Source organism: Citrobacter sp. Cpo069 (assembly GCF_030332785.1).
Taxonomy (GTDB): domain Bacteria; phylum Pseudomonadota; class Gammaproteobacteria; order Enterobacterales; family Enterobacteriaceae; genus Citrobacter; species Citrobacter portucalensis.
Window position 1 is genome coordinate 293,207 of record NZ_JAOWHD010000061.1, and the last position, 25,252, is coordinate 318,458.

A 25,252-nucleotide genomic window follows, 5' to 3' on the forward strand; every position below is an offset into this window, starting at 1 on the left:
AGTAAGCCGTGGGTAACGAACCTATTTGGAAAGTCGAACGTCAGCCAGCCTGGCTGGTGGCGGCGATAAAAAAAACGATCACCGATCTACCTGGTGGTTATGCCGAGGCGGCGGAATGGTTGGGCGTGACAGAGAACGCATTGTTTAACCGCCTTCGTGTTGACGGCGACCAGATTTTCCCGCTGGGCTGGGCAATGGTTTTACAACGTGCTGTTGGTTCAACCCATATCGCTGATGCCGTTGCGCGCCATTCTCAGGGCGTATTTGTACCGCTGGCAGATGTCGATGATCTGGATAACGCCGATATAAATCAGCGCCTGATGGAGTCCATCGAATGGATAGGCCGTCATTCGAATTTTGTACGTAAAGCCACGGCTGATGGGGTAATTGACGCAGATGAGCGTGCTCAGATTGAGGAAAACAGCTATCAGGTTATCGCGAAGTTCCAGGAGCACGTAACGCTTCTTTATCGAGTTTTTTGTGTCGCTGAAAAGAGTGACGCCCGCGAGTGTGCAGCTCCGGGCGCCTTGGCGAACAACTCTTCGAGTATGGAGAAATAATCCGCATGAGCAGTTTAACGGCTTTTAACCGTCTACCGCAACTCAGGATGATCCCGGTTTCGGGTACTCCGTTGTTTCGGTATGAACGCAGATTATCAAACCGATGGGTTCCGTGTAACCACAGTAGGGCGGTTTCAATTGTGGGGGTCTACAACCGGAGGGCAAAACGCCTGTGCGCGAACTTAACCGAAGGTTCAAAGACCACCGCGGAGTGCCAGTCCGTGTTATCCGCTGGGAGCCAGAAACACAGCGCGTTATCTATCTGCGTGATGGCTACCCGCACGAATGCTTCAGCCCACTTGAGCATTTCAGGCAAAAGTTCAGGGAGATAACGGACGACCATGAGCCAGATATTTGAAATCGTTCAATCGCTGTCGGGGCAAAGGAATTGCATCACCATTCCTGTCCCGTACCTCGATTATTTCTCCGGCGATCAGCAGGCGCATGCTTTGGGTGCTGTGCTAAACCAGCTTGTGTTCTGGTCCGGTAAATCAGACCTGAATGATGGCTGGTTTTACAAAGAACACAGTGAGCTGGCGGCAGAGATTCGCGGCGTGAGTGAAGATCAGGTGCAGCGTCTGGTAAACAAGATTTGTACCCGATGGTTACCAGGGGTTGTTGAGAAGGCCCAGCGACAGGTAAACGGCACTAAAAAGACGCATTACCGTATCAATGGCGAAGCTCTAATCAACGTTTTATTCCCGGTAACGCTGGATTCCGCAGAATCGCGGAACGGGAAACGTGAAGTCGCGGAACCCATTCCGCAGAATCACGGAACCGAAAACGTAGAACCGCGGAACCCTAACCGCGAAGTCGCGGAACCTATTCTCTATACAGATCATTACTCAGATCACCACAAACAGATCAGTAACCCTTCTTGTCCGGAAGCTTCGCAACCGGACGCTGAAAGTTCATCTCCTGTTGAACAGTTTCTTGCTAAACATCCTGAAGCAGTGACCTGGAATGTACCGAAACGGCAGTGGGGCAGTCAGGATGATTTGACTTGTGCGGAATACCTATGGGGAAAAATCATCGCGATGTACGAGCAGGCCGCTGAAAGTGACGGTGAAGTAGTCCGACCTAAAGAGCCTAATTGGGCATCCTGGGCAAACGAAGTGCGCCTGATGGTGGCGCAGGACGGCAGAACGCATAAGCAAATTTGCGCACTCTTCAAACGAGCTAATCAGGATTCCTTCTGGTGCAAAAACGTTCTCAGCCCTTCAAAACTTCGCGAAAAGTGGGACGAATTAAGTCTGAAGCTTTCCGTGTCCATGAAACAGCCTACAGGTGATTCACCAGTAGCACGGGCCAGTTACCAGACCGTTGATTACTCACTGCCAGAAAATTCGGGGTTTCGTTCATGATGACAAACAAATATTGCCAGGCGCTGGCAGCACTGCGCAGCAAACCAGCCCATGAATTGAAAGAGGTTGGCGATCAGTGGCGGACACCGGATCTGCTTTTCTGGGGTATCAACGCGCTATTTGGTCCATTAGTTCTGGACTTGTTTGCTGACGACGACAACGCGAAGTGCCCGGCATGGTACACCGCCGAAGATAACGCGCTGACACAGAACTGGTCTGAACGTCTGGGTGAACTGGGCGGAGCGGCGTTTGCCAACCCTCCATATAGCCGCTCGCAGTATCACGACAAGCAGGCGATCACGGGTATGACACACATCATGAATCACACCATGGACATGCGTGAAAGAGGTGGTCGCTATATTTACCTGGTGAAGTCTGCCACAAGTGAAACATGGTGGCCGGAAGATGCCGATCACATCATGTTTATTCGTGGTCGTATTGGGTTCGATCTGCCTGTGTGGTTTGTACCTGCTGACGAAAAACAGAAACCCACCAGCGCGTTTTTTGCCGGTGCCATAGCTGTATTCGATAAGTCATGGCGTGGTGAGCGGTTCAGCTATATCAACCGCACTGAGTTGGAGGCAAAAGGTCGGGCATTTATGGCGCTGGCTCAATTCGCTGTTGGTAAAGAGCAAACAATTGCAACGCTGACAGCCCAGGAACCAGTAATACCATTGGAAACTGAGTCACGAATCTGGCCTCTCGAGGTTGGTCTGGTGTTTAACCAGGTGGAAGGCGTTGACGTATTGAGCGAGGCTCAGCAGAACAAACTGAAAGCCAATATCAATCAACTCTGGCTGGAGCGGACTGCCACCAGCGAAATCATTACTGCTGCTTCTGAACTTGTTCGCAATATGCGGGGAGAGGCCGCGTGAAACTAGTCCTGCCTTTTCCTCCGAGCGTGAACACTTACTGGCGCGCCCCTAACAAGGGGCCGCTGGCCGGTCGTCACCTCATTAGCGCTGATGGCCGTAAATACCAGAGCGCTGCCTGCGTGGCGATCATTGAGCAATTACGACGTCTCCCGAAGCCATCGACTGAACTGGCCGCGGTAGAAATCACTCTGTACCCGCCGGATGCGCGCCGCCGGGATATCGATAATTACAACAAAGCCCTGTTTGACGCGCTGACACATGCGGGTGTCTGGGAAGACGACAGCCAGATTAAGCGCATGCTGGTGGAATGGGGACCCGTAGTGCCGAAAGGTCGGGTAGAGATAACGATCAGCAGATATGAACCGGCGGGTGCAGCCGCCTGATATGGAGAAAAGTATGAGCCAGTTAATCGTGAATGGTGTAGTAACAATGTCCAGCCGTAATATTGCGGATCTGGTTCAAAGTAAACACAGTGACGTGAAACGCTCGGCTGAGCGTCTTGTTGCTGCGGGAATTTTAACCGCGCCGTTGGCGCAGTTCGATTTTGAGCATAACGGTAATGTGTACCAGGAGTATCGTTTTAACAAACGCGACTCTCTGGTGATTGTTGCCAGATTGTCACCTGAATTTACCGCCGCGGTAGTCGATCGCTGGCAGGAACTGGAAGAAGGGCAGAATGTCAGTGTTCCCCGCTCATTGCCGGAAGCGCTTCGCCTGGCTGCTGATTTAGCCGAGCAGAAAGAGCAACTGACCATCCTGCTGGCAGCCGCGGCGCCAAAAGTGGAGTTTGTTGATCGTTATTGCTCTGCAAAAGGCTCCATGTCATTCCGGCAGGTAGCCAAATTGCTCAACGCAAAAGAAACTGAGTTTCGTCTGTTCCTTATCGAACGCAATATCCTGTATCGCCTCGGCGGCACACTTACCCCCATGGCTCAGCACATTTCCGCGGGAAGATTTGAAGTTAAGACGGGAACATCGAGCACATCCAATCACGCATTCAGCCAGACGCGTTTCACTGCCAAGGGAGTACGCTGGATTGGTGGTTTGTGGGCTGAACATATTGCAGGGGGGCAGGCGGCGTGAGGGCTTTGTTAACTCCTGAAGTCGCCCATCGCATGGGGATTGTGTTGTTTCGTCCCGGCGCGGAACTGATGCACCTCTTCATGCGCGGTCGCGTCCTTCTCGAACCTGAACCAGAAGAAATGGCGTCATTCAGTACAGGAGCTGTTCCCGCCGCCATTCAGCCGCTGGCTGATGATCCGGTAATGCGGCAGGTCTTCGGGAATGATCGGGTTATTCAGCGTGCCGGTGGGCTTCCTTCCCTTGAGCAATGGTTGAGTAATCGGTTTGAATGCCAGTGGCCACATTCAACTTGGCACGACAAGAACTTCACAACAATGCGGCACCCACCAGGAAGCATTCGCCTGTGCTGGCATTGCGATCACACTTTGTCGGGGCAGCATACCGAACAGCTTGCAGGTATAGCGGCCGGAAACCTGGTATCCTGGATTCTGGAAGTCATTCGCCGTGATTCTGGTTTTCCCGAGTCGCATATCCTGACGCTTCCGGAACTGTGCTGGTGGATGGTCAGAAACGACCTGGCTGATGTTATTCCGGAAAGCGTTGCGCACAAAGGGCTGCGCCTTCCGGATGAGAAGATCCGTTCTGTCATGAGGGAAAGCGACATAGTGCTTTCCTCGTCAGCAACCAGACTCGTGCAGGAGAAGGCGAAGAAGATCCTCACGCTCTCTGTTGATCTGGAGTCGCCAGAGTCTTTTATGCTCAGGCCAAAACGTCGCCGCTGGATAAATGAGACGTACACCCGCTGGGTTAAAACACAACCCTGTGAGTGTTGCCGACGGCCAGCAGATGATCCGCACCATATCGTAGGGCACGGTATGGGGGGGACAGCAACAAAAGCCCATGACCTCTTCGTGATCCCTCTGTGCAGAGAGTGCCACGACGAGTTACACGCCGACGTACCGGCATTCGAGCAAAAGCATGGTACGCAGCTTGAGCTGCTATTGCGTTTTATGGATCGGGCGCTGGCGATCGGCGTAATTGCGACAGCTTAAGTGTATGGAGAAAAGTGATGCGTGATATTCAAATGTTACTCGAAAGATGGGGCGGGTGGGCTGCCAGTGATAGTTCTGGCGTGGACTATTCTCCTATAGCTGCAGGATTTAAGGGGCTGTTGCCGCAAACAGGTAGATCCCGACCGTCATGTACTGACGATGATGCGCTGATCATCGAAGGTTGCCTGGCGCGATTGAAAAGCCGAAAACCATATGAACATTCACTTCTTGTTGCCCACTACCTGTATGGAATATCCAAGCGGAAGATCGCAAAAGCGCGTAAAAAAGATGAGAAATTGATACGCATAGAGATACAGATGGCAGAAGGATTTATAGACGGATGTTTGGCTATGCTTGATATTCGACTTGAAATGGATGATTGATTATTAAGATCAAGACTGCCGGTTAGCCTTGAGGCCCGGCAGTATCTGGTAGTTGGCTAGAACGTGATGAGGCATCAATGATAGAGTCGCTGCCAATAGAAACGAGTATTTCAATTGTCTTGGCCTTTGCCTGCATCAGCCTAGCTTCAATTTCAGGGGTTAAATGCTCTGAGCTTAGCTGCTTTTCGATCTCTGCTAAATCTCGTTTACACTTCGCTCGTTTAGCTGCATCTTCTGGTGATTCAAATCCATGCCTAGAAATGAACCAATTCATCACGTAGGTAAGGACAGCAGCAACACCAGGCACTAGGGCATAAGCAACCGTCCTCCACACACTGTTGGGGTCTGTAAGAACTGCGCCAACTAAAACGCTGAGTATTGCTCCCCAACCACCAGTAGAAAGTGTCGCTTTTCCAGTACTTAAACCTTTACTTTGAGAACTCATTTTTGTCTTGAATTCTCCGTAATAGCCTCATCAATAAGACTTGTAAGCATTTTCCCGTTTTTTCTTGGTACCTTAACAATGAGTGTTTTAGTTGTGCCAGTATCTTCATCGTGATACCGGAACTCAAAGGTTCTGGTAGGAAACAATCGACGCCATAGCAAAGCAGATGCCGAATAGCAGAAACGACTAAAGGTAGGAATGATCATAATCACTCCTATCCAGAAGATCAGTTGCGCTATTTGCAAGTTTAATGCCACGTTAATCAAGCCTCAGCAGGGCGTTTTCGCTTAACTTTGGTTATAGCATACTTGGTTGAAGCATTACGTGCAGTGAAAGTTTTCGTTGTTTTGAGGTCAACGACAAACAAATCTTCTTTGGTGAAACTAACAATCCCATTTTGGACTTGATGTATAAAAAGTTGATCCTCAAACGAAACAGCGTGTTCCTCTCCGAGGTACTCAATCCTCCAACCTTTTGTTCCTTCGAAGTTTATTTGGACGAATCTTACATTTACTTCTTCCACTGATTCTTCTTTTTCCAGCAAAGTACCCCTAGGAAGCGGTTTTATTTCCTCAGTTTCTTCACCTTCCAGACGGACGACTTCGACACCGTCTTCATTCAGAACTTTGAACACAGCGCCTTCTTTCCCGTCTAAAGGTGCGCGCACAACGTTCACTAAAGCATTCCTAATTTCTGGATCAGTCACTAGCTTGGCTACAGAATCATGACAAACAATCTCTTCACCTTCGAGCTCAAGAACGGATTGGTCTGTTCCTGCTCGTTTCGTGATGGAAATGACTTTCTTACTTCCCAACTGTCGAATTAACGATAATGCAGGTGCACCAATTGCTGCGCCGGCTAACCCTGTCAATCCGATCACTTTCGCAACATTGATTGCATGTGGGACAAGCTCCATCATCGTATAGGATACGCCGAGAGAGCCAGCCTCAGCCGGGTTTGTCACCATCAACTTCACTGTTTGTTGACCGTCGTTAAGCCGTTTATCGGCGGCTGAAATCAAATCCGCCATAGAACCTATGGAAATGCTAAGTGTTTTTGCATCAATTTTATGCTGTGCCAATTCAGTGTCTTCTGCATCATAGAAGATCTGAAAAGAAGTAGTATTGGTCACTATTTGCTCACTATGGTTTGATTTTTTTCCATAAAATACCTGTTTTAATGATAAAAAACATTATTGCGGTCCGCAAAAAGTAATGTAACGTGTTAAGAGTGGTTACTTGGTCACATCGCTTAATCATAACGTTCAGCCACTGAGTGTTGTTTTTTTGATGCTAAAATGTGCGACTTATCTCTCTGAAATGTATCTCCTTTTCCTTGACTATGGGATTTCAATCTAAGGAGGTTCTATGATGGGAGTCTGTTCTTGCGGTGGTAGGCTTGATGAGTCGCAATATTCCACCGACAGCTTAGGTAATACGTTTAAATCTTGCCCAAGATGCTCGCAGATTTCTGGGCATCATGTTTTCTATATTATTGAAGAATTTGGCGAGAGAGATATGGGCGATGGCAGGGTTATCGTGCAACCATATTGTCCATCGTGCAGAAACTACCAAGAAAGATCGTTAGTTCCAGCATTTGAGTGCAGTAGCTCATAATCACAACTTTCAGTATAAGGCCACCTTCGGGTGGTTTTTTTATGGCAACTCAGTCTTGTCTAATGCACAAAGGCCGTTGTAGTCGCAGAATGGAATTCTTCTCTTGCTGGTGTCGCCAACCAGAGTTATCTGTATGTCACTCATATAATTTTAGGTAAAAGACATGCTAAATCATGAAGATATGACAGAAACCGCGAAGGCTGTTTTCAATGAGTTAAGCGATAAACCAGCAACGGTTGGGGAGATTGCACAGAATACCCACCTCAGCCGCGAACGTTGCCAACTCATACTTACGCAATTGGTGATTGCGGGATTATCCGACTACCAGTTCGGATGTTATAAGCGCCTCCAGTGATATGTTTTTTTTGCACTATGTGAACTGCATCAACTGTTTAGTTTTTTCTTATTTCTGGCTTAAAAATAGTTTTTGACATAACTCTTTAGCTATTAAGATTTTTCACCTTATCAACTTGATCGAGGTGAAAAATGAGTGTTGAAAATTATGAAATTGCTTTAAATGATGTTGACCCAACTAACTTGGGTGCGGTTAAAGACTTATTGGAGACACACTCCCATCTTTTCAATGACTATTTTCTAGCCGGTTATGGCGGTGATGCCCGATACTCCGTTATTGATGGCTCATTTGAAGTTATCGGTATTGGAGATTGTTTTTTTGAGTATGAAGTTGGGATTAATTTTTATGCTGGGTGCTCAGGAATGAACGATACCCTTGAAGACCAGGGAATGCTTGAATATGAAATTAGAGATGGAAGCATCCACATTGAAGTAGATGAAGCTGTCTGGAGAGTAGACAATTAGTTCCCGCTTACTAATCGCCGCCATGAGTGTTTTGGCGGCTTTCTGCTGTGGAAATGGGCGGCTGGTGGGTGTTAGCGCACCCGACCAGCCATCAGCTCATGCTTTCAGGTCACAAGCTAACCAAGGCCCACTGCTTTAGCGCAAAAGCAACGTGAGCCTATCAGAGTTACGCTTACCGATCTATGAAAAATACTGTGAAAATAAACAGTGTTGAGTTAATCAACGCTGATAGCCTGCATTACGTCGCCACCCTCCCGGATAACTCTATTGATCTGATAGTTACGGATCCCCCGTACTTCAAAGTGAAGCCCAACGGCTGGGACAACCAATGGAAGGGGGACGAGGACTACTTACGCTGGCTTGATAGCTGCCTGGCTGAGTATGCTCGCGTTCTTAAACCTGCTGGCAGCATCTACCTGTTTTGCGGTCACCGACTGGCCTCAGACATAGAGATTATGATGCGTGCCCGGTTCAACGTTTTGAATCACATCATTTGGGCAAAACCATCGGGCCGCTGGAATGGTTGTAACAAAGAAAGCCTGCGTGCGTACTTTCCATCTACGGAACGGATTTTGTTTGCTGAGCACTATCTTGGGCCGTACACAGGTAAAGAGGATGTTTACGAAAGGAAAAGCACAGAGCTAAAGCAGCACATTATGACGCCGCTGATTGATTACTTCCGTAATGCCCGTGAATCACTGGGTGTCAGCTCGAAAGAAATAGCTGAGGCAACCGGAAAGAAAAACATGGCGTCACACTGGTTTGGTGCAAGCCAATGGCAACTACCAAATGAAGTGGACTATAGAAAATTGCAGGAACTGTTCACGCGGATCGCTATCGATAAGCACATTCAGCAGAAGCTTGAACATCCTCACCATCAGCTGGTAGCTACCTATCAGTCATTAAACCGCAAGTATTCAGAATTGCTGGAGGAATACAAAACCCTCCGGCGCTGCTTCTCTGTTTCCGCTCTTGTTCCGTATACCGACGTATGGACGCATAAGCCTGTTCAGTTTTATCCAGGCAAACATCCATGCGAAAAACCTGCCGATATGCTGAAGCAGATCATTAGCGCCAGCAGCAGACCGGGGGATATCGTTGCCGATTTCTTTATGGGCTCTGGTTCAACTGTGAAAGCTGCAATAGAACTTGGTCGTCGGGCGATCGGCGTAGAACTGGAAACCGACAGGTTTATTCAGACCACCGAAGAGGTGGAAAAACTCAACAAAACATAACGATCATCACGCTCCCTGTTGCTGTAGTGATCACCATTTTCAGGCACCGGGAATCATCCTTACTTTTAATTGAACAAAAGAGCCCGGTTGCCTGATCCCCTCCAATCACACACAGCGCCATCCGAAAAATCGGAGGTGAGGCTATGACCAGAATGAGCACCATATACAGCAGACTTTCATATGGATCAGGAACCACGCTTGCCGGCTGCGGTGTATCAGCGAAGGCATACGCCGAAACAGCTAATACAGCAAAAGAGGTGTCCTGGATGTTAGCCGACAGAATTGCGGGGTTAAGCCTGAGTGACTGGGCAATTATTGTCGGTATCGCATGCACTGTTATCACCTGTGCAGTGAACTGGTATTACAGGAAAAAGGAAAGGGAGGATCGGCTTAATGGCAATGTCACCAAAGCTGAAGAATAAACTGAGCGCAGCGGTCGTTGGTTTGATTCTTGCGGGGGCTTCCGCGCCAGTGATTCTCGATCAGTTTCTGGATGAGAAAGAGGGTAACAGCCTGACGGCATATCGCGACGGCGGCGGAGTGTGGACTATTTGCCGTGGCGCCACGATGGTTGATGGTAAGCCAGTAGTTCAGGGCATGAAGCTGTCTGCTGAGAAATGCGCCCAGGTGAACACCATAGAACGCGACAAGGCGCTGGCGTGGGTTGAGCGAAATATCAAGGTACCACTGACCGAACCACAGAAAGCCGGGATCGCATCTTTCTGCCCATACAACATCGGCCCCGGAAAATGTTTCCCGTCTACATTCTATAAGCGAATTAATGCTGGCGACCGTAAAGGTGCCTGTGAAGCCATTCGCTGGTGGATTAAAGACGGTGGCCGCGATTGTAGCCTGACCAAAGGCCAGAAAAATGGCTGCTATGGCCAGGTAGAACGACGAGACCAGGAAAGCGCGCTGACGTGCTGGGGGATAGACCAGTGAGCCTGCGCTATCAGTTCATTGCCATTTCGGTGCTGGTGGCCGTCGCATTTATCGCCGGAAACGAGTGGAGTAACCGCGGTTGGGAAAAAAAGTGGGCGGAACGTGATAGTGCGAAATCATCACAGATAGCGAACGCACAGACCGCAGCCCGCATGATTGAACAAGGGCGCATTATTGCCCGTGATGAGGCTGTAAAAGATGCACAAGCACAAGCCGCTAAATCTGCTTCCACTGCTGCTGGCCTGTCTGCCACTGTTAGTCAGTTGCGCACCGAAGCAACGAAGCTTGCCGCCCGCCTGGACGCCGCAAAGCACACCTCAGATCTTGCCGCTGCCGTCAGAAGCAAAACAGCCGGAGCCGACACCGCAGTGCTCGCCGACATGCTCGGTCGCCTTGCAGAAGAAGCTCGATATTATGCTGAGCGATCTGACGAAAGCTACCGGGCTGGAATGACATGTGAGCGTGTTTACGACTCAGTGAGAGAATCAAAAAAACAATTCTTACTCTCTCAATAGTCTGAAAATGATAAAGTATTCGTCTATTGATGGGAGGTTGTATGAATATTGATCATTATGAAAAGATTGCGACTATTGTTTCTGCTTGTGCTTCTGTATTAAGTTTATTTATTACCGGTGCCGCAGCATTTGTTGCCTATAGAGCGCTTAAATCTTGGAAAGAGCATGAGAAGTATCTACAGATTTTAAGGCTGAAAAGGGCAATTTTTTCTTATCAGCAAAAAGTTCAAAAGTTGCCTGTAGATAGTAGGGATAATAGTTTAATCAATGAATACATGGTCAATGTTCTAATTCCTGCTTCAGATATTATTTACTATGAGATGATGTTGTGCGGAGTTAAAGACGATGGCGGGGAAGATATATCCTATTTCGATAAGCTATTTGATGCTCAGTTGAAATATAAGGATAGTCAACTTAACTATAAAGAATTAGTAGATTCAATTAAAGAATTGAAAAAGTATGTTGAGCAATGGAACTGAAACAATAAACTTTGCCATGTGAAGCGCTGAAGTTGAATAACATTTAATAATCCATTTTATGGGTCCTCCTGAGAGGGGGGCCAGCCACGGGGCGGCGTGCTCGCGGAAAACGGCTAGTTTTTCAGATCTAAGGTCATCATCATCATTTGCGCAGGTTATTGATCTCATTGGAGGCGGTTTCGTGCAGATGTCGAATCGTTTAAAAAGTGTTCACCATCATGGACCAGGAAATTGCCACTTTAAAACTGAATATCAACCAGTTGGCGGGGATCACTGGCGTACACCGTCAGACGGTCGCCGCCAGGCTGAAAAATATTGAACCGGCACCAGGTAGCAACAGCAAATTAAAGCTTTACCTGATCACCGACATTCTGACCGAACTGATGATCCCCACTGTGTCAGCCAATATCGATGACATGCTGCCATCGGACAGGCTTTCCCACTGGAAAGCGGAGAATGAGCGACTCAAGTTTGAGCAGGATACGGGGCAGCTCATTCCCGCTGATGAAGTGGCGCGCGAATTCTCATTGATGGCGAAAGCCGTCGTCATGGTACTTGAAACCCTCCCTGATGTACTTGAGCGTGACTGTGCATTAACGCCTGTTGCGGTTTCTCGCGTGCAGAGCGTTATTGATGACCTGCGCGATCAGATGGCGGAGAGGGTGCAGGACGCTGAAGCAGAGGAGGAAGAGCCAGAGGAGGACTGATGGCAAAGCGGGCATCCGCCAGAGGCATCCGCCGCGATGTTTCCGGTATCTTACGTGCCCCGCGTCGAATGCAGGTGGCCGATGCGGTCAGTACTTATATGCGCGTGCCGATGGGGGCGGGTAACTCCGTTCCATGGGATCCGGATCTGGCACCTTACGTGATTGAACCGATGAACTGCCTGGCATCGCGTGAATATGACGCGGTAGTGTTTGTTGGTCCGGCGCGAACGGGTAAAACCATTGGTCTGATTGATGGCTGGATTGTTTACAACGTTGTCTGTGATCCGGCTGATATGCTCCTGATTCAGATGACTGAGGAAAAGGCGCGCGAGCACTCCAAAAAGCGTCTTGATCGTACATTCCGTTGCAGCCCTGAAGTGAAATCCCGACTGAGCCCGCGGCGTAATGATAACAACGTATATGACCGCACGTTTCGCGCCGGGAACTACCTGAAAATCGGCTGGCCATCGGTCAATATCATGTCCTCATCGGACTATAAATGCGTGGCACTGACCGACTATGACCGTTTCCCGGAAGACATTGACGGGGAAGGTGACGCCTTTTCACTGGCATCAAAGCGAACAACAACGTTCATGTCGTCAGGAATGACACTGGTTGAGAGTTCGCCGGGCCGCGACATACGTGACACAAAATGGCGCCGTAGCTCACCGCATGAAGCACCTCCTTCAACGGGGATTCTGGCGCTGTACAACCGTGGTGATCGCCGTCGCCTTTACTGGCCGTGCCCACATTGCGGTGAATATTTCCAGCCTGAAATGGACAATATGACAGGTTACCGCGATATCGCGGACCCTGTTCAGGCCAGCGAGAAAGCCTGTCTTCAATGCCCTGCCTGTAAAGAGCACATCACTGCGGATATGAAGCGTTCGCTCAATATGAAAGGGAAGTGGCTGCGGGATGGGCAAACCATCGACAACGATGGTGTTATCACTGGGGAAGGGCGACGCTCGCGCATTGCCTCCTTCTGGATGGAAGGCCCTGCCGCCGCGTACCAGACCTGGGCGCAGCTCATCTATAAATTTCTTACCGCTGAGCAGGACTATCAGGCCACTGGCAGCGAGGAGGCACTGAAGACGGTAATCAACACCGACTTTGGGCGTCCGTATCTTCCTCGCTCCAGCATGGAACAGCGCAAAAGTGAACTGCTTGAGCAGCGTGCGGAGGTTGTACCAAAGCGCTCTGTTCCGGACGGGGTTTGTTTCCTTATGGCGACCGTCGATGTTCAGGCGGGGCGCAACCGGCGTTTTGTTGTTCAGGTTACTGGTTACGGCAGTATGGGAGAGCGCTGGCTGGTGGACCGCTACAATATCAGGCAGTCGATGCGCTATGACGCCAATGGCGAGAGCCAGCAGATTGACCCGGCAAGCTATCCGGAAGACTGGGATTTATTGCTGACCGATGTGTTTAACAAAGCCTGGCCAATGGCATCTGATCCGACTAGGTGTATGCGGCTGATGGCGATGGCCGTTGACTCCGGCGGTGAGGATGGTGTGACCGACAACGCTTATAAATTCTGGCGTAAGTGTCGTCGTGAAGGACTCGGAAAACAGATTTACCTGTTCAAAGGCGACAGTGTCCGCCGATCCAAACTTATCTCCCGAACCTTTCCTGATAATACCGGACGTTCAAGCCGACGGGCACAGGCTTCTGGTGATGTCCCGCTTTACTTGATCCAGACCGATGCTCTGAAAGACCGGGTGAACAACGCTTTGTGGCGTGATTCACCAGGCCCTGGCTATGTGCATTTCCCTGACTGGCTCGGCAGCTGGTTTTACGATGAACTGACCTATGAGGAGCGATCGACTGATGGCAAATGGAGTAAGCCGGGACGTGGTGCAAACGAAGCATTTGACCTGCTGGTCTACGCTGATGCGCTCGCCATCCTCCACGGCTACGAGAAAATCAAATGGCCCGCTGCTCCTGAGTGGGCGAGGCGAGAAACCTGGCTGGAGAACGCGCCGCCGGAAGCTGGCGAAGCGGCATCCCAGACACCAGAACCAGTACCCACCAAAAAACGGAAGCGGAAAAATCCCGTAACCGATGATTCTAACCCCTGGAGTACATCAGGAGGATGGTTGTGAACCGTGTTGATATTGAAACCATGATCCAGCGATATACCGAAGCCGAAATGGCGGTGCTGGATGGCAAAACTATCCGTTTCAATGGGCAGGAAATGACGATGGAGAACCTGTCGGAAATCCGAAAAGGGCGTCAGGAGTGGGAGCGTCGGCTCTCTTCTCTTATTTCTCATCGCCGCGGGCGACCCGGTTACCGACTGGCGAGGTTTGAATGAGCCTTTTAGATGATGCGATTGGGGTCTTTTCGCCTGGCTGGAAAGCAGCCCGTCTGCAGGCGCGCGCGAAAATCAGGGCATATGAAGCCGTTACCCCGACCAGAACGCACAAAGGGCGCCGTGAAAATCGTTCAGCTGATCAGCTCAGCAAAATGGGGGCGGTATCACTGCGGGAGCAGGCCCGGTGGCTCGATAACAATCACGATCTGGTGATTGGGGTGTTCGATAAGCTGGAAGAGAGGGTGGTGGGGAAAGCCGGAATTATTGTTGAACCCCATCCCAAACTGATGAACGGTAAAATCGCCAAAAAGCTGGCAGATCAGATCCGTAATAAATGGGCAGAATGGTCTGTCAGGCCTGATGTCACGAACCAGTTTACCCGCCCGATGCTTGAGCGCCTGATGTTGCGCACCTGGCTGCGGGATGGCGAAGTGTTTGCCCAGCTTGTCAGTGGAACCGGGAATGGTCTTACGCCAGCAGCCGGTATCCCCTTCTGGCTTGAAGCGCTTGAACCAGATTTTATTCCCATGAACAGCGATGCTGCCAGCCAGCTTAATCAGGGGGTATTCGTCGACAACTGGGGCAGACCAAGGAAATATCAGGTTTATAAAAGCCTGCCCGTTTCAGGCCGTCAGCTTGATACCAAAGAAGTGGATGCGGAAAACATGCTGCATCTTAAATTTGTCCGCCGTCTGCACCAGACCCGGGGCGTATCGATGCTATCCGGTGTACTGATGCGTCTGAGCGCACTTAAAGAGTATGAAGATGCTGAGCTCACCGCCGCACGTATTGCTGCTGCGCTGGGTATGTACATCAAAAAGGGGGACGGGCAAAGCTTCGAAGAGAGTAACAGTTCTTCCGATGATGATGATCGGGAAGTGATGATTCAGCCAGGCATCATTTATGACGATCTGAAGCCTGGTGAAGATATCGGCATGGTGAAATCTGACCGGCCCAATCCTAACCTTGAAACCTTCCGTAATGGGCAACTTCGCGCTGTCGCAGCAGGCAGCCGACTCAGCTTTTCAAGCACAGCCAGAAACTACAACGGCACCTACAGCGCGCAGCGGCAGGAACTGGTGGAATCAACAGATGGCTATCTCATTTTACAGGACTGGTTTATTGGCGCGGTGACCCGGCCAATGTACCGCGCCTGGCTGAAAATGGCGGTGGCCGCTGGCGAGATTAAATTACCCCGCGGTCTGGATATGGAGTCGCTGTACTCGGCGGTGTATTCCGGCCCTGTTATGCCGTGGATCGATCCGGTTAAAGAGGCCAATGCCTGGAAGTTACAGATCCGGGGCGGAGCGGCAACGGAATCCGACTGGGTCCGCGCCAGCGGACGTAACCCGAACGATGTGAAGGCGCGCCGGAAGGCAGAGATCGACGAAAACAAAGAGATGGGGCTGGTGTTTGACACTGACCCTGCCAATGACAAAGGAGGCACAAGTGCCGAAGCCAAAGAACCGGGCGCACCACCGTCCGAAAGCCAGCGCAAAAAGTAATTCCTGGTTCCGTATGCAGGCCAGCGCCGACAACGAAGCGGATATTTATATCTACGACGAGATCGGCTACTGGGGGGTGACGGCGCGCCAGTTTGTGAATGACCTGAAGGCGCTGGGCGATATTACCCATATCAACCTTCACATCAATTCGCCCGGTGGCGATGTCTTTGATGGCATCGCCATTTTTAATGCCCTGAAGCATCACGGCGCGGCAATCACCGTTCACATTGATGGTCTGGCAGCTTCAATGGCTTCGGTGATTGCGATGGTTGGCAACCCGGTAATTATGCCGGAAAACACGATGATGATGATCCACAAACCATGGGGATTTGCGGGTGGTGATGCCAACGACATGCGGGATTATGCCGATCTGCTGGATAAGGTCGAGTCTGTCCTGATCCCTGCCTACGCGGAGAAAACTGGAAAAACGACCGAAGAAATCGCCGCCATGCTGGACGATGAAACCTGGATGGACGGTAAAGAATGCTTAGCGCATGGCTTTGCCGATCAGGTCACTACCTCTCTGCAGGCAATGGCCTGTATTCAATCAAAACGTATCGAGGATTTTGAAAAGATGCCAAACAGCATTCGCAACATGATCACCCCACCGCGCAATATCACTGCGCGTGAGCCACAACAACCTCAGCCGCAGGTGACTACGCCTCAGCCGGCAGCATCAGATGAAGCGACAATCCGTGCTCAGGTTCTCGCCGAGCAAAAGAGCCGCGTAAATGGTATCAACGATCTCTTTGCGATGTTCGGCGGCAAGCATCATGAGCTGCAGAATAAATGCATCGCGGATCCGGAGTGCACAGTGGCTCAGGCTAAAGATGAACTGCTGGCGGCGCTGGGCAAAAATGCTACACCGTCGAATAAAACCACGGATGCGCATATTTACGCCGGGAACGGTAACTTTGTTGGAGATGGTGTCCGCCAGGCGCTGATGGCGCGCGCGGGCTTCGAGAGCATGGAGCGGGACAACGTCTATAACGGCATGACGCTGCGCGAATATGCCCGTATGGCGCTGACCGAGCGCGGCATCGGCGTTTCCAGCTATAACCCGATGCAGATGGTCGGTATGGCACTGACACACAGCACGTCTGACTTCGGTAATATCCTGCTCGATGTTGCTAATAAAGCGTTGCTGCAGGGCTGGGAGGAAGCGGCAGAAACTTTCGAGCAGTGGACTAAGAAAGGCCAGTTGTCAGACTTTAAAACGGCACATCGTGTCGGTCTTGGTGGTTTTTCTTCCCTGCGCCAGGTTCGCGAGGGGGCTGAATATAAGTATGTGACCACCAAAGATAAAGGTGAAAGCATTGCGCTGGCCACCTACGGGGAAATCTTCTCTATTACCCGTCAGGCGATCATCAACGACGATCTGAATCAGTTAACCGATGTACCTATGAAGATGGGCCGCGCGGCAAAAGGGACGATCGGCGATCTGGTGTATGCCGTTCTGACCGAAAACGCGAAATTGTCTGATGGCAAGCCGCTGTTCCATGCTGATCACGGCAATATCTCCGCAGGCGCGATTTCTGTAGCCAGCCTTGATGAAGCGCGCAAGATGATGCGTCTGCAGAAAGAGGGTGAGCGTCCCCTGAATATTCGCCCGGCATTCATGCTGGTGCCTGTCGCGCTCGAAACCCTGGCAAACCAGACGATCAAGTCTGCCAGTGTGAAAGGGGCGGATATCAACGCCGGTATCATGAACCCAATTCAGAACTTTGCTGAAGTTATCGCGGAGCCGCGTCTTGACGCCAAAGACACCAGCGCCTGGTATCTGGCCGCCGCTAAGGGCACGGACACCATCGAAGTGGCTTACCTGAACGGCGTTGATACTCCGTATATCGATCAGCAGGAAGGCTTCACGACCGACGGTATTGCCACCAAAGTGCGCATCGATGCCGGTGTATCTCCTCTGGATTATCGCGGCCTGGCGAAATCAACCGGGAAATAATCCCTTCCACTCAAGCAGCACATCACAGCCCATAAGGGCTTTTTTTGTATCTGAATTCGGCCCCGTATGGGGCTGGATGGAGACTGAATTTATGGCGAAGAATTTTGTACAGCATGGCAAAACTATTGAGATTGCCAACACGGGCAGCGTTGAGATCCTGAGTGGTTCGCCGGTGATGGTGGGGAAAGTCGTGGCGATTGCCATTACTGATATTGCGGCAGGCCAGACGGGAGACGGTTTTACCGAAGGTGTTTTCCTGCTGCCTAAGCTGACTACCGATGCGATCACCATCGGTGAGCAGGTTCATATAAAAGATGGAAAAGTGCAGAACGACGCGACAGGTGCCGATCTGGCTGGGGTTGCCTGGGAAGATGCTGCTGCCAGTTCCGCAATTGTAGCCGTGAAAATCAATGCCTAATCCCTTTGACAGACTTGTCAACCGCATGGATGCGGTCACGGTGAACAAAATGGGCAAGCCAGCGACCATCAACGGGGAGCCCATGATTGTTATTCCGGCTGAGTTTCTGGAAGAAATGGGGCCTTTGAGCGGAACAGGGCGATCGCTGGTGGTGTTTACTGCAGGATACAGGCCGCGTCGTAATGACGTGGTGATTTTTGAAGGGGAGGAATTCCATCTTACCCGTCACGAACGCTTTAACGGCAAACCGCGCATCTTTATCGAGTAAGCAGGAGGGAGTATGTCGATTAAGGGGCTGGAGCAGGCCATTGCTAATCTGAACAGCATCAGTAAAAGAGCTGTACCGCGCGCTTCCGCCCAGACGGTGAACCGTATCGCCACGCAGGCGGTCAATCGCAGTGTGTCCGCTGTCGCGAAATCAACCCGCGTTCCCCGAAAACTGGTCAGGCAGCGTGCACGGATACGTCGGGCTACGGTGGAGAAGCCGCGCGCTCTGATTCGCATAAACCGCGGGAATCTTCCCGCTATCAAACTGGGACCATCCAGTATGCGTCTGTCACGGCGTAAACGTGATAAGTCAGGTGCGAACAGTGAGCTGCGTGTGGGGCGTTTTCGTTTTCCCGGGGCCTTTATTCAACAACTGGCAAACGGTCGCTGGCATGTCTTGCGGCGTACCACAAAGAGTCGGTATCCCATTGAAGTGGTCAGTATTCCCCTTTCCGTTCCTCTGACCGAAACGTTCCGGGCTGAAGTGCCAAAACTTATGGACGAACGTATGCCGCAAATTATGCGACAAAACCTGTCTAACCAACTGAGGCTGATCCTTAAACGATGAAAAACAGTGATATCCGCAAAGCCGTACTAACCGCGCTCCAGCGCAATATCTCAGATGCAGTGACATGGTTCGATGGTCGTCCTGGGTTTCTGGATGAGCAGGATCTTCCGGCGGTTGCGGTTTACCTTTCTGACGCCCGAGCCTCGGATGAAAGTGTTGATGAAGATATGTGGACAGCCGTGCTGCATGTTGAGGTGTTTCTAAAAGCCACGGCTACAGACAGTGCTCTGGATTCCTGGATGGAGGACCGCATCTATCCGGCAATGGCTGATGTTCCCGAACTGGCAAATCTTCTCGAATTGATGGCGGCTCAGAGGTATGACTATCAGCGCGATGAAGAGGCCATGACGTGGGGATCTGCCGACCTCAGTTATTCCATCAGCTACATTATGTGAGGACGTAATGACTACACCAAACCCACTGGCGCCGGTAAAGGGTGCCACCACCACACTCTGGATTTATTCCGGGTCGGGCAACCCGTTCGCTAACCCATTATCGGATGTTGACTGGACGCGCCTGGCAAAGATTAAAGACCTGCAGCCCGGTGAACTGACTGCCGAATCAAACGACGACACCTATCTGGATGATGCGGATGCTGACTGGACGTCCACTTCACAGGGCCAGAAATCGGCGGGGGAGGCCAGTTTTACGCTGGCCTGGAAACCTGCCGAGAGCGGGCAGCAGGATCTGGTTCGCTGGTTTGATGACGGTACCGTGCTGGCGTACAAAATCAAATACCCGAATGGCACCATCGATGTGTTCCGTGGCTGGGTAAGCAGCCTGGGTAAAACGGTGACGGCAAAAGACACCATTACCCGTTCTGTCAAAATCAGCAACAACGGCAAACCTGGTCTTGCTGAAGACAGCGCTGCTGCAGTGATTGACGTAACCGGCGTCAGCCTGGATAAATCGACCACCACCGTTGCGGTTGCTGCCACCACCACGCTGAATGTCACCGTGGCGCCAGCCAGCGCAAGCGATCCATCTTTCCGGGCCACCACCACGGATGCAGGTAAAGCCACGGTGACTGTCGCCGGTACGGTGCTGACGGTAACCGGTATTGCAGCCGGAACCGCTGACATTATTGTGATGACTAACGACGGGCTGTTTGTCGCGATCTGTAAAGTCACCGTTGCCTGACTTCCGGGGCTGTGGCCCCGCTTTCTGGAGTAATCCATGTTTTTAAAAAGTGAGCCGTTCGAACGCAACGGCAAGACCGTCACGCTCTACGAACTGTCGGCGCTGCAGCGTATTGAGCATCTTGAACACCTGAAGACGCTGGAAAGTATCACCGATGCCGACATGCAGGCGGCGATGGATATGACGATTAAATCCGGCGCACTGCTGGTGGCCATGTCTTTATGGCATGGACATCCCCTGAAAGGGGCGCACAAAACGCCGAAAGAAGACGTTGAGCAGATCCAGAATGAAGTACTGATGACCTGGCCGCTGGAGATTGTTTCCGCAGCAGAGTACAGCGTGAAGCTGCTGTCCGGCATGGTGCCGCTGCAGGAAGCGAATGATCCAGAGGATGTTGCTGTGACTGAGCCGGTCAGTCTGGAAAAGTCCTCGCCAGCGAGCTGACATTCGTCCTGAAACTGGCGCGTGAATTTCGCCGCCCGGACTGGCGCGCCATGCTTGCTGATATGTCGTCAACGGAATACGCCGACTGGCGAACGTTCTACCAGGACAATTTTTTTAATGATGTGCAACTGGATGCACATTTTTCCTCGCTGATGCATATCGTCATTACCGCGCTTGACCCCAAAACCACATCAACCCCTGCCAGCTTCAGCCTGCTTTCACCTTCAGCGGAGGATATTGCCGACGATGAACCCGGTGACGCTGTGCTGATGGCAAAGGCCGAGGGCATTTCAGGAGGTGTTCGCTATGGCCCAGACGGCAGTGGGTGACCTGGTCGTTAATCTTGATGTTAACTCGTCAAAGTTCAACGAGCAGATGGAGTACGTAAAAAGGCAGTTTAAGCAGACGGGTGACGCAGCGAATGACTCGGCGCTGAAGGTACAGCAGTCATTTACCCGCCAGGAGAGCGCCGCGAAGAAGGCCGGTATTTCTGTCGGCCAGTACAACGCGGCGATGCGTATGCTGCCTGCGCAGTTTACGGATATCGCCACCCAACTGGCCGGTGGACAGAGTCCGTGGCTTATCCTGCTGCAGCAGGGCGGTCAGGTGAAAGACTCCTTCGGCGGTATCATTCCGACCTTTCGGGCGCTGCTGGGCACCATATCGCCGGTGATGGTAGGTGTTGGCGCGCTGGCGGCCGCCACTGGCGCGGTGTTTTACGCCTGGTATCAGGGCTCGTCCACGCTGTCTGATTTCAACAAAACGCTGGTCCTGTCCGGTAACACTGCCGGGCTGACCTCAAACCGCATGCTGGTGCTGGCGAAATCCGGCGAGCAGGCGGGACTCACGTTTAACCAGACCAGCAGCGCGCTGACGGAGCTGGTCAACGCCGGAGTGCGTGCCGGTGCCCGGTTCGATGAGATGAGTCAGGCGGTAGCGAAATTTACCGATGCGTCGGGTGTGCCGGTCGATAAGGTGGCGGCGGCATTCGGCAAACTGACGAACGATCCGACCTCTGGTCTGATTGCCATGGCGCAGCAGTTCCACAACGTCACAGCGGAACAGATTGCTTATGTGGCGCAGCTGCAGCGTGCCGGGGATGAAGCCGGGGCGCTGCAGGCAGCTAATGATGCGGCGACGAACGGTTTTCGTGAGCAGACAAAGAGCCTGCGCGACAATATGGGGTCGATTGAGTCTGCTGCCGACAGCCTGAAGCGTGCCTTTAAATCGATGTGGGATGCAGCGCTCGATATCGGGCGGCCTGACACCACGCAGGAGATGGTTGCCAAAGCTGAAGCGGCCTTTAAGCGGGCGGATGAAATCTGGAATCTGCGTAAAGGTGATGGTTATGTCAATGATGATGCGCGCGCCAGCTACTGGAACGATCGGGAATCTGCCCGCCTTGCACTGGAAATGGCGCAACAGCAGGCCAGTGTGGCAAAGGCAACTGAGGATAACGCCGCGCGCGAGGCGGTGATTGAATCTGACCGCCAGAAGTATGCCGTGCAGGCGCAGTCGAATTATGCAAAGACGCAGACTGCGCTGGAGAAGTACACGGCCCGTCAGAATGAACTGAACAAGGCGCTGAAAGACGGTCGGATCCTCCAGGCTGACTACAACATCAATCTGGAAGCAGCGAAAAAAGAATACGACGACTCGCTGAAGAAACCCAAAGCCCCTTCAGCGGTGAAAACACCTGCAGGAGTAAAAAGCGTCGATACTGCCAGCGCGCAAACGCTGGAGCTGGAGGCGCAGTTACGCACTCTGCAGGAGCATAAGAGCATCACGGATACCATCAGCCAGCAGCGGCAGGAATTGTGGAAACAGCAATCCCGCTTTTCGGTGCTGGAAGAGGCCGCCAAAAAGCGCGCGCTGACCGCCGATGAAAAATCGGTGCTGGCGAACAAAGACGAGGTACTGGCGCGGGCCGAAGTGAATGCCCGGTTGGGCGATCAGATTGTTGCCCAGGAACGGTTAAACCGCCTGCAGGACAGCTCGCAGAAGTACGTTACCCAGATTGGGGAGAAAACCCGAGCGCTTGTGGCCGGGGGCAGCATGAGCAGTCGCGGCGCGCAGCGGCAAAACGAAGAGGCACAGCTGCGGCAGGGCTGGATGAATGCCGGCGGTACGGACACCGATCAGGGTTATCAGAACGAACTGGATGCACTGAAGAAATATTATGCCGCGCAGGACGAGCTACGTGGCAACTGGCAGGCCGGGGCGAAATCAGCGTGGGCTGACTATGCCGATTCAGCAGCTGATGCCTATGGTTCGATGAAGTCCGCTGCTTCAGCCACATTCGATGGTATCAGCCAGAATATGGCCGATATGCTGACGACAGGGAAAGCAAACTGGGCAGATTTCACCCGTTCCACGTTGTCGATGCTGACGCAGATTCTGATGAAGCAGGCTATGGCTGGCCTGGTCAGTTCCGCCACGTCAGCGCTGGGTTTTGCTGGTGGTGGTTATACCGGGTCCGGCGGCAAGTATGAACCAGCAGGTGTGGTGCACCGTGGAGAGTTTGTCTTTACGCAGGAAGCCACCAACCGAATCGGTGTCGGCAACCTTTATCGCATGATGCGCGGTTATGCGACTGGTGGCCTGGTCGGGGGGAGTGGCGCTGGCGTTGCTTCTCCTTTTGGTGTCAGCGTGTATGCGCCGGTTTCGGTTACAACAAGCCAGGGGGATTCCGGTCAACAGAAAGGAAGCGGCGATGCGCTGGGGAAAGCCTATCAGCAGGTGATCAACAGCTCCATCAGGGAAGGTATCACCAGAGAAGTCCGGCCAGGTGGCATCATCTGGAATGCAACAAAACAGAGGTAAGCAATGGCGATCGAGCATTTTGCATGGCGGATTAAAGCATCCAGCCAGCCGACCCTGAAAAGTAAGGATACCGTCCGCACGGCACAGTTTGGTGATGGCTATAAGCAAGTGTCAGGTGCCGGTCTGAATGATGAAACGCTCAGCTATGAGTTTTCATTTACCGGCGAACCGGGAACCGTCAAGGATATCTATGTTTTCCTGCGGCGCCATAAGACGAAATCCTTTTCGTTTACCCCGCCTGGCGGTGATCTTGCGCTCTGGCGCGTTGAGGCAGACAGCCTGCAGCGCGTCACCAAAAGTAAAACGGTTGAAACCGTATCAGCCACATTTGAACAGGCGTTTGCACCATGAGCTTAAACAGTGATTATCAGAAACTTGAGCCGGGCAATGTTGTCCGACTTTTTGATGTCGATGGCACCTCATTTGGTGTTTCCGACGTTCTCCGCTTCCACGCCCACAACATTGTCCACACTCCCGATGAAATTGCCGCTGCTGGTGGAGATGAAAAAAAGCTACCGGCGAAATCAATCTGGTGGCAGGGGCAGGAATATAAAGCCTGGCCCTGCCAGATCGAGGGTATTGAGACGGCGACCGACGGGACCAGCGCGCAGCCGACGCTGTCGGTAGCTAACCTGGATAGTTCCATTACGGCGCTGTGTCTTACTTATGATGACCTGCTGCAGGCAAAGGTCACGATTCATGACACGCTGGCGCAGTATCTGGATGCGAAAAACTATCCGGAGGGAAACCCGTCAGCGGATCCGCAGCAGGAAAAGCTGAAGGTGTTTTACATTGACGCCAAGAGCACTGAAACCAACGAGGTGGTGGCGTTTACGTTGTCCAGTCCAATGGACCTGCAGGGGTTGATGATCCCGACGCGCCAGCTACATTCGCTTTGTACCTGGTGTATCCGTAACAAATATCGCTCAGGTGATGGATGTGACTATGCCGGAACGCGTTATTTCGACAAGCACAACAACCCGGTTAACGATCCGTCACTCGATGAATGTCCCGGTACGCTCACTGCGTGCAAGTTGAGGCATGGCGAGGGGAACGAGTTGCCGTTCGGTGGCTTCCCTGGCACATCCCTGATCAGGAGCTGATATGCGTCAGAAAATTATCGACGCCATTATGGCGCATGCTGCTGCTGAATATCCGCGTGAATGCTGCGGCGTAGTGGTGCAAAAAAGCAGGGTGCAGCGGTACATTCCCTGCCGTAATCTGGCAACCGATCCGACAGAGCATTTCCACCTGTCGCCGGAAGATTACGCCGCTGCCGAAGACTGGGGAACAGTGATTGCCATTGTCCACAGCCACCCGGATGCCACGACGCAGGCGAGCGAACTGGATAAGGCACAGTGTGACGCTATGTTACTTCCGTGGCACATCGTCAGCTGGCCGGAGGGGGATCTGCGTACCATTCAGCCGCGGGGCGAGCTGCCGCTACTGGAGCGCCCGTTTGTGCTCGGTCACTTCGATTGCTGGGGGCTGGTGATGAGCTATTTCCGGCAAACGCACGGCATTGAGCTGACGGATTACCGCGTGGATTATCCCTGGTGGGAGGACAGTTACCCCGAAAACTTCTACCATGATTGCTGGTATGAATGCGGATTCCGTGAATTCAGTGGCGTGCCGCAGCCAGGTGATATGGTTATCATGCAGGTCCAGGCTAATAAGTGGAACCATGCAGGGATCCTGCTGGAAGGCAATATGCTACTCCACCATCTTTATGGCCATTTGAGTCAGCGTGTGCCTTATGGCGGCTACTGGCAGGAACGGACGATGAAGGTTCTACGGTATA

33 protein-coding genes are annotated in these 25,252 nt (G+C 52.0%); 31 read left to right on the plus strand and 2 right to left on the minus strand.

The window, feature by feature from the left end; genetic code table 11:
* Positions 1-8: 8 nt before the first annotated feature.
* The 8 genes from OGY08_RS21650 to OGY08_RS21685 all read left to right on the plus strand — a co-directional run bounded on the left by OGY08_RS21650 (position 9) and on the right by OGY08_RS21685 (position 5,257).
* A complete protein-coding gene (locus tag OGY08_RS21650) occupies positions 9-560 on the plus strand; it encodes a YmfL family putative regulatory protein (protein ID WP_286566562.1) in 552 nt (183 codons plus the stop codon).
* 172 nt (positions 561-732) lie between these two features.
* Positions 733-918 carry a DUF4222 domain-containing protein gene (locus OGY08_RS21655; protein ID WP_071828988.1) on the plus strand — a complete coding sequence of 62 codons (186 nt, stop codon included), beginning with the start codon at positions 733-735 and terminating at the stop codon, positions 916-918.
* Positions 902-1,924, plus strand: coding sequence for a phage replication protein O (locus OGY08_RS21660; protein WP_045445255.1), 1,023 nt, complete (start codon positions 902-904; stop codon positions 1,922-1,924). Before OGY08_RS21655 ends, OGY08_RS21660 begins: the two co-directional genes overlap by 17 nt.
* Complete coding sequence (locus OGY08_RS21665) at positions 1,921-2,799, plus strand: phage N-6-adenine-methyltransferase (RefSeq protein ID WP_286566564.1); 879 nt, start codon at positions 1,921-1,923, stop codon at positions 2,797-2,799. Before OGY08_RS21660 ends, OGY08_RS21665 begins: the two co-directional genes overlap by 4 nt.
* Entirely contained in the window at positions 2,796-3,182 is a 387-nt protein-coding gene (locus OGY08_RS21670; protein ID WP_003034741.1) for a RusA family crossover junction endodeoxyribonuclease, read from the plus strand. Before OGY08_RS21665 ends, OGY08_RS21670 begins: the two co-directional genes overlap by 4 nt.
* A gap of 13 nt (positions 3,183-3,195) precedes the next feature.
* Positions 3,196-3,882 (plus strand): phage antirepressor KilAC domain-containing protein, encoded by a 687-nt coding sequence (locus OGY08_RS21675; RefSeq protein ID WP_286566566.1) that lies wholly within the window; start codon positions 3,196-3,198, stop codon positions 3,880-3,882.
* Complete coding sequence (locus OGY08_RS21680; protein WP_286566568.1) at positions 3,879-4,874, plus strand: DUF968 domain-containing protein; 996 nt, start codon at positions 3,879-3,881, stop codon at positions 4,872-4,874. Before OGY08_RS21675 ends, OGY08_RS21680 begins: the two co-directional genes overlap by 4 nt.
* Positions 4,875-4,891: 17 nt before the next feature.
* Positions 4,892-5,257 (plus strand): antiterminator Q family protein, encoded by a 366-nt coding sequence (locus OGY08_RS21685; protein ID WP_163219640.1) that lies wholly within the window; start codon positions 4,892-4,894, stop codon positions 5,255-5,257.
* 22 nt (positions 5,258-5,279) lie between these two features.
* Here OGY08_RS21685 and OGY08_RS21690 read toward each other — a convergent pair whose 3' ends face one another.
* Both OGY08_RS21690 and OGY08_RS21695 read right to left on the minus strand, forming a co-directional pair.
* Positions 5,280-5,702, minus strand: coding sequence for a hypothetical protein (locus OGY08_RS21690; RefSeq protein ID WP_286566570.1), 423 nt, complete (start codon positions 5,700-5,702; stop codon positions 5,280-5,282).
* A gap of 262 nt (positions 5,703-5,964) precedes the next feature.
* On the minus strand, positions 5,965-6,834 hold the full coding sequence (locus OGY08_RS21695; protein ID WP_003826160.1) for an LAPAL motif-containing putative phage structural protein: 870 nt from the start codon (positions 6,832-6,834) through the stop codon (positions 5,965-5,967).
* A gap of 647 nt (positions 6,835-7,481) precedes the next feature.
* Between OGY08_RS21695 and OGY08_RS25255 the strand changes: the two genes are divergently transcribed.
* From OGY08_RS25255 to OGY08_RS21805, 23 genes are all read left to right on the plus strand, one after another.
* Entirely contained in the window at positions 7,482-7,673 is a 192-nt protein-coding gene (locus OGY08_RS25255) for a TrmB family transcriptional regulator (protein WP_353622342.1), read from the plus strand.
* Positions 7,674-7,804: 131 nt separating this feature from the next.
* The gene (locus OGY08_RS21700; protein ID WP_286566572.1) at positions 7,805-8,137 is read left to right on the plus strand and encodes a hypothetical protein; all 333 of its coding nucleotides are present in this window, start codon (positions 7,805-7,807) and stop codon (positions 8,135-8,137) included.
* Between the two features lie 182 nt (positions 8,138-8,319).
* On the plus strand, positions 8,320-9,372 hold the full coding sequence (locus OGY08_RS21705; protein WP_185655697.1) for a DNA-methyltransferase: 1,053 nt from the start codon (positions 8,320-8,322) through the stop codon (positions 9,370-9,372).
* A 143-nt stretch (positions 9,373-9,515) separates the two neighbouring features.
* On the plus strand, positions 9,516-9,794 hold the full coding sequence (locus OGY08_RS21710; RefSeq protein WP_286566576.1) for a phage holin: 279 nt from the start codon (positions 9,516-9,518) through the stop codon (positions 9,792-9,794).
* Positions 9,766-10,314, plus strand: a complete 549-nt coding sequence (locus OGY08_RS21715; RefSeq protein WP_286566577.1) for a lysozyme — start codon at positions 9,766-9,768, stop codon at positions 10,312-10,314. Before OGY08_RS21710 ends, OGY08_RS21715 begins: the two co-directional genes overlap by 29 nt.
* On the plus strand, positions 10,311-10,829 hold the full coding sequence (locus OGY08_RS21720) for a DUF2514 domain-containing protein (protein WP_286566579.1): 519 nt from the start codon (positions 10,311-10,313) through the stop codon (positions 10,827-10,829). Before OGY08_RS21715 ends, OGY08_RS21720 begins: the two co-directional genes overlap by 4 nt.
* Positions 10,830-10,870: 41 nt before the next feature.
* Positions 10,871-11,308: a hypothetical protein gene (locus OGY08_RS21725; RefSeq protein WP_286566581.1), complete on the plus strand. Its 438-nt coding sequence runs from the start codon at positions 10,871-10,873 to the stop codon at positions 11,306-11,308.
* A 218-nt stretch (positions 11,309-11,526) separates the two neighbouring features.
* Positions 11,527-12,015 carry a DUF1441 family protein gene (locus OGY08_RS21730; protein WP_044700360.1) on the plus strand — a complete coding sequence of 163 codons (489 nt, stop codon included), beginning with the start codon at positions 11,527-11,529 and terminating at the stop codon, positions 12,013-12,015.
* The gene (locus tag OGY08_RS21735) at positions 12,015-14,117 is read left to right on the plus strand and encodes a phage terminase large subunit family protein (RefSeq protein WP_286566582.1); all 2,103 of its coding nucleotides are present in this window, start codon (positions 12,015-12,017) and stop codon (positions 14,115-14,117) included. The genes OGY08_RS21730 and OGY08_RS21735 overlap by 1 nt, the downstream gene beginning before the upstream one ends.
* On the plus strand, positions 14,114-14,329 hold the full coding sequence (locus OGY08_RS21740) for a DUF6148 family protein (protein WP_125363798.1): 216 nt from the start codon (positions 14,114-14,116) through the stop codon (positions 14,327-14,329). The genes OGY08_RS21735 and OGY08_RS21740 overlap by 4 nt, the downstream gene beginning before the upstream one ends.
* Positions 14,326-15,834, plus strand: coding sequence for a phage portal protein (locus OGY08_RS21745; RefSeq protein WP_044700357.1), 1,509 nt, complete (start codon positions 14,326-14,328; stop codon positions 15,832-15,834). The genes OGY08_RS21740 and OGY08_RS21745 overlap by 4 nt, the downstream gene beginning before the upstream one ends.
* Complete coding sequence (locus tag OGY08_RS21750) at positions 15,761-17,791, plus strand: ClpP-like prohead protease/major capsid protein fusion protein (RefSeq protein ID WP_353622337.1); 2,031 nt, start codon at positions 15,761-15,763, stop codon at positions 17,789-17,791. The genes OGY08_RS21745 and OGY08_RS21750 overlap by 74 nt, the downstream gene beginning before the upstream one ends.
* Positions 17,792-17,882: 91 nt before the next feature.
* The gene (locus tag OGY08_RS21755) at positions 17,883-18,209 is read left to right on the plus strand and encodes a DUF2190 family protein (RefSeq protein ID WP_008784475.1); all 327 of its coding nucleotides are present in this window, start codon (positions 17,883-17,885) and stop codon (positions 18,207-18,209) included.
* Positions 18,202-18,477, plus strand: coding sequence for an ATP-binding protein (locus OGY08_RS21760; protein ID WP_125363800.1), 276 nt, complete (start codon positions 18,202-18,204; stop codon positions 18,475-18,477). Before OGY08_RS21755 ends, OGY08_RS21760 begins: the two co-directional genes overlap by 8 nt.
* Positions 18,478-18,489: 12 nt before the next feature.
* Positions 18,490-19,044 (plus strand): phage tail protein, encoded by a 555-nt coding sequence (locus tag OGY08_RS21765; RefSeq protein WP_008784477.1) that lies wholly within the window; start codon positions 18,490-18,492, stop codon positions 19,042-19,044.
* Positions 19,041-19,439: a phage tail terminator protein gene (gpU, locus tag OGY08_RS21770; protein ID WP_125363801.1), complete on the plus strand. Its 399-nt coding sequence runs from the start codon at positions 19,041-19,043 to the stop codon at positions 19,437-19,439. Before OGY08_RS21765 ends, gpU begins: the two co-directional genes overlap by 4 nt.
* 7 nt (positions 19,440-19,446) lie before the next feature.
* Complete coding sequence (locus OGY08_RS21775; RefSeq protein WP_286565538.1) at positions 19,447-20,184, plus strand: phage tail tube protein; 738 nt, start codon at positions 19,447-19,449, stop codon at positions 20,182-20,184.
* Between the two features lie 36 nt (positions 20,185-20,220).
* Entirely contained in the window at positions 20,221-20,628 is a 408-nt protein-coding gene (gene gpG / locus OGY08_RS21780) for a phage tail assembly chaperone G (protein ID WP_008784480.1), read from the plus strand.
* Positions 20,629-20,678: 50 nt separating this feature from the next.
* Positions 20,679-20,957: a phage tail assembly protein T gene (locus OGY08_RS21785; RefSeq protein ID WP_286565540.1), complete on the plus strand. Its 279-nt coding sequence runs from the start codon at positions 20,679-20,681 to the stop codon at positions 20,955-20,957.
* The gene (locus OGY08_RS21790; RefSeq protein WP_126317845.1) at positions 20,935-23,451 is read left to right on the plus strand and encodes a phage tail tape measure protein; all 2,517 of its coding nucleotides are present in this window, start codon (positions 20,935-20,937) and stop codon (positions 23,449-23,451) included. The genes OGY08_RS21785 and OGY08_RS21790 overlap by 23 nt, the downstream gene beginning before the upstream one ends.
* 3 nt (positions 23,452-23,454) lie before the next feature.
* Positions 23,455-23,802, plus strand: a complete 348-nt coding sequence (locus OGY08_RS21795) for a phage tail protein (protein WP_125363803.1) — start codon at positions 23,455-23,457, stop codon at positions 23,800-23,802.
* Positions 23,799-24,554, plus strand: a complete 756-nt coding sequence (locus OGY08_RS21800; RefSeq protein ID WP_286565543.1) for a phage minor tail protein L — start codon at positions 23,799-23,801, stop codon at positions 24,552-24,554. Before OGY08_RS21795 ends, OGY08_RS21800 begins: the two co-directional genes overlap by 4 nt.
* Before the next feature lies 1 nt (position 24,555).
* The coding region (locus OGY08_RS21805) for a C40 family peptidase (protein WP_286565545.1) at positions 24,556-25,252 on the plus strand (697 nt) is incomplete at its 3' end.

Coding starts and splice junctions, on each gene's coding strand:
- OGY08_RS21700 (WP_286566572.1), top strand. CDS start 7,805: ATGAGTGTTGAAAATTATGAAATTGCTTTAAATGATGTTGACCCAACT.
- OGY08_RS21730 (WP_044700360.1), top strand. CDS start 11,527: ATGGACCAGGAAATTGCCACTTTAAAACTGAATATCAACCAGTTGGCG.
- OGY08_RS21755 (WP_008784475.1), top strand. CDS start 17,883: ATGGCGAAGAATTTTGTACAGCATGGCAAAACTATTGAGATTGCCAAC.
- OGY08_RS21750 (WP_353622337.1), top strand. CDS start 15,761: ATGACAAAGGAGGCACAAGTGCCGAAGCCAAAGAACCGGGCGCACCAC.
- OGY08_RS21725 (WP_286566581.1), top strand. CDS start 10,871: ATGAATATTGATCATTATGAAAAGATTGCGACTATTGTTTCTGCTTGT.
- OGY08_RS21745 (WP_044700357.1), top strand. CDS start 14,326: ATGAGCCTTTTAGATGATGCGATTGGGGTCTTTTCGCCTGGCTGGAAA.
- OGY08_RS25255 (WP_353622342.1), top strand. CDS start 7,482: ATGCTAAATCATGAAGATATGACAGAAACCGCGAAGGCTGTTTTCAAT.
- OGY08_RS21760 (WP_125363800.1), top strand. CDS start 18,202: ATGCCTAATCCCTTTGACAGACTTGTCAACCGCATGGATGCGGTCACG.
- OGY08_RS21710 (WP_286566576.1), top strand. CDS start 9,516: ATGACCAGAATGAGCACCATATACAGCAGACTTTCATATGGATCAGGA.
- gpG (WP_008784480.1), top strand. CDS start 20,221: ATGTTTTTAAAAAGTGAGCCGTTCGAACGCAACGGCAAGACCGTCACG.
- OGY08_RS21665 (WP_286566564.1), top strand. CDS start 1,921: ATGATGACAAACAAATATTGCCAGGCGCTGGCAGCACTGCGCAGCAAA.
- OGY08_RS21660 (WP_045445255.1), top strand. CDS start 902: ATGAGCCAGATATTTGAAATCGTTCAATCGCTGTCGGGGCAAAGGAAT.
- OGY08_RS21685 (WP_163219640.1), top strand. CDS start 4,892: ATGCGTGATATTCAAATGTTACTCGAAAGATGGGGCGGGTGGGCTGCC.
- OGY08_RS21675 (WP_286566566.1), top strand. CDS start 3,196: ATGAGCCAGTTAATCGTGAATGGTGTAGTAACAATGTCCAGCCGTAAT.
- OGY08_RS21735 (WP_286566582.1), top strand. CDS start 12,015: ATGGCAAAGCGGGCATCCGCCAGAGGCATCCGCCGCGATGTTTCCGGT.
- OGY08_RS21795 (WP_125363803.1), top strand. CDS start 23,455: ATGGCGATCGAGCATTTTGCATGGCGGATTAAAGCATCCAGCCAGCCG.
- OGY08_RS21765 (WP_008784477.1), top strand. CDS start 18,490: ATGTCGATTAAGGGGCTGGAGCAGGCCATTGCTAATCTGAACAGCATC.
- OGY08_RS21785 (WP_286565540.1), top strand. CDS start 20,679: ATGCTTGCTGATATGTCGTCAACGGAATACGCCGACTGGCGAACGTTC.
- gpU (WP_125363801.1), top strand. CDS start 19,041: ATGAAAAACAGTGATATCCGCAAAGCCGTACTAACCGCGCTCCAGCGC.
- OGY08_RS21690 (WP_286566570.1), bottom strand. CDS start 5,702: ATGAGTTCTCAAAGTAAAGGTTTAAGTACTGGAAAAGCGACACTTTCT.
- OGY08_RS21800 (WP_286565543.1), top strand. CDS start 23,799: ATGAGCTTAAACAGTGATTATCAGAAACTTGAGCCGGGCAATGTTGTC.
- OGY08_RS21790 (WP_126317845.1), top strand. CDS start 20,935: ATGGCCCAGACGGCAGTGGGTGACCTGGTCGTTAATCTTGATGTTAAC.
- OGY08_RS21715 (WP_286566577.1), top strand. CDS start 9,766: ATGGCAATGTCACCAAAGCTGAAGAATAAACTGAGCGCAGCGGTCGTT.
- OGY08_RS21705 (WP_185655697.1), top strand. CDS start 8,320: ATGAAAAATACTGTGAAAATAAACAGTGTTGAGTTAATCAACGCTGAT.
- OGY08_RS21775 (WP_286565538.1), top strand. CDS start 19,447: ATGACTACACCAAACCCACTGGCGCCGGTAAAGGGTGCCACCACCACA.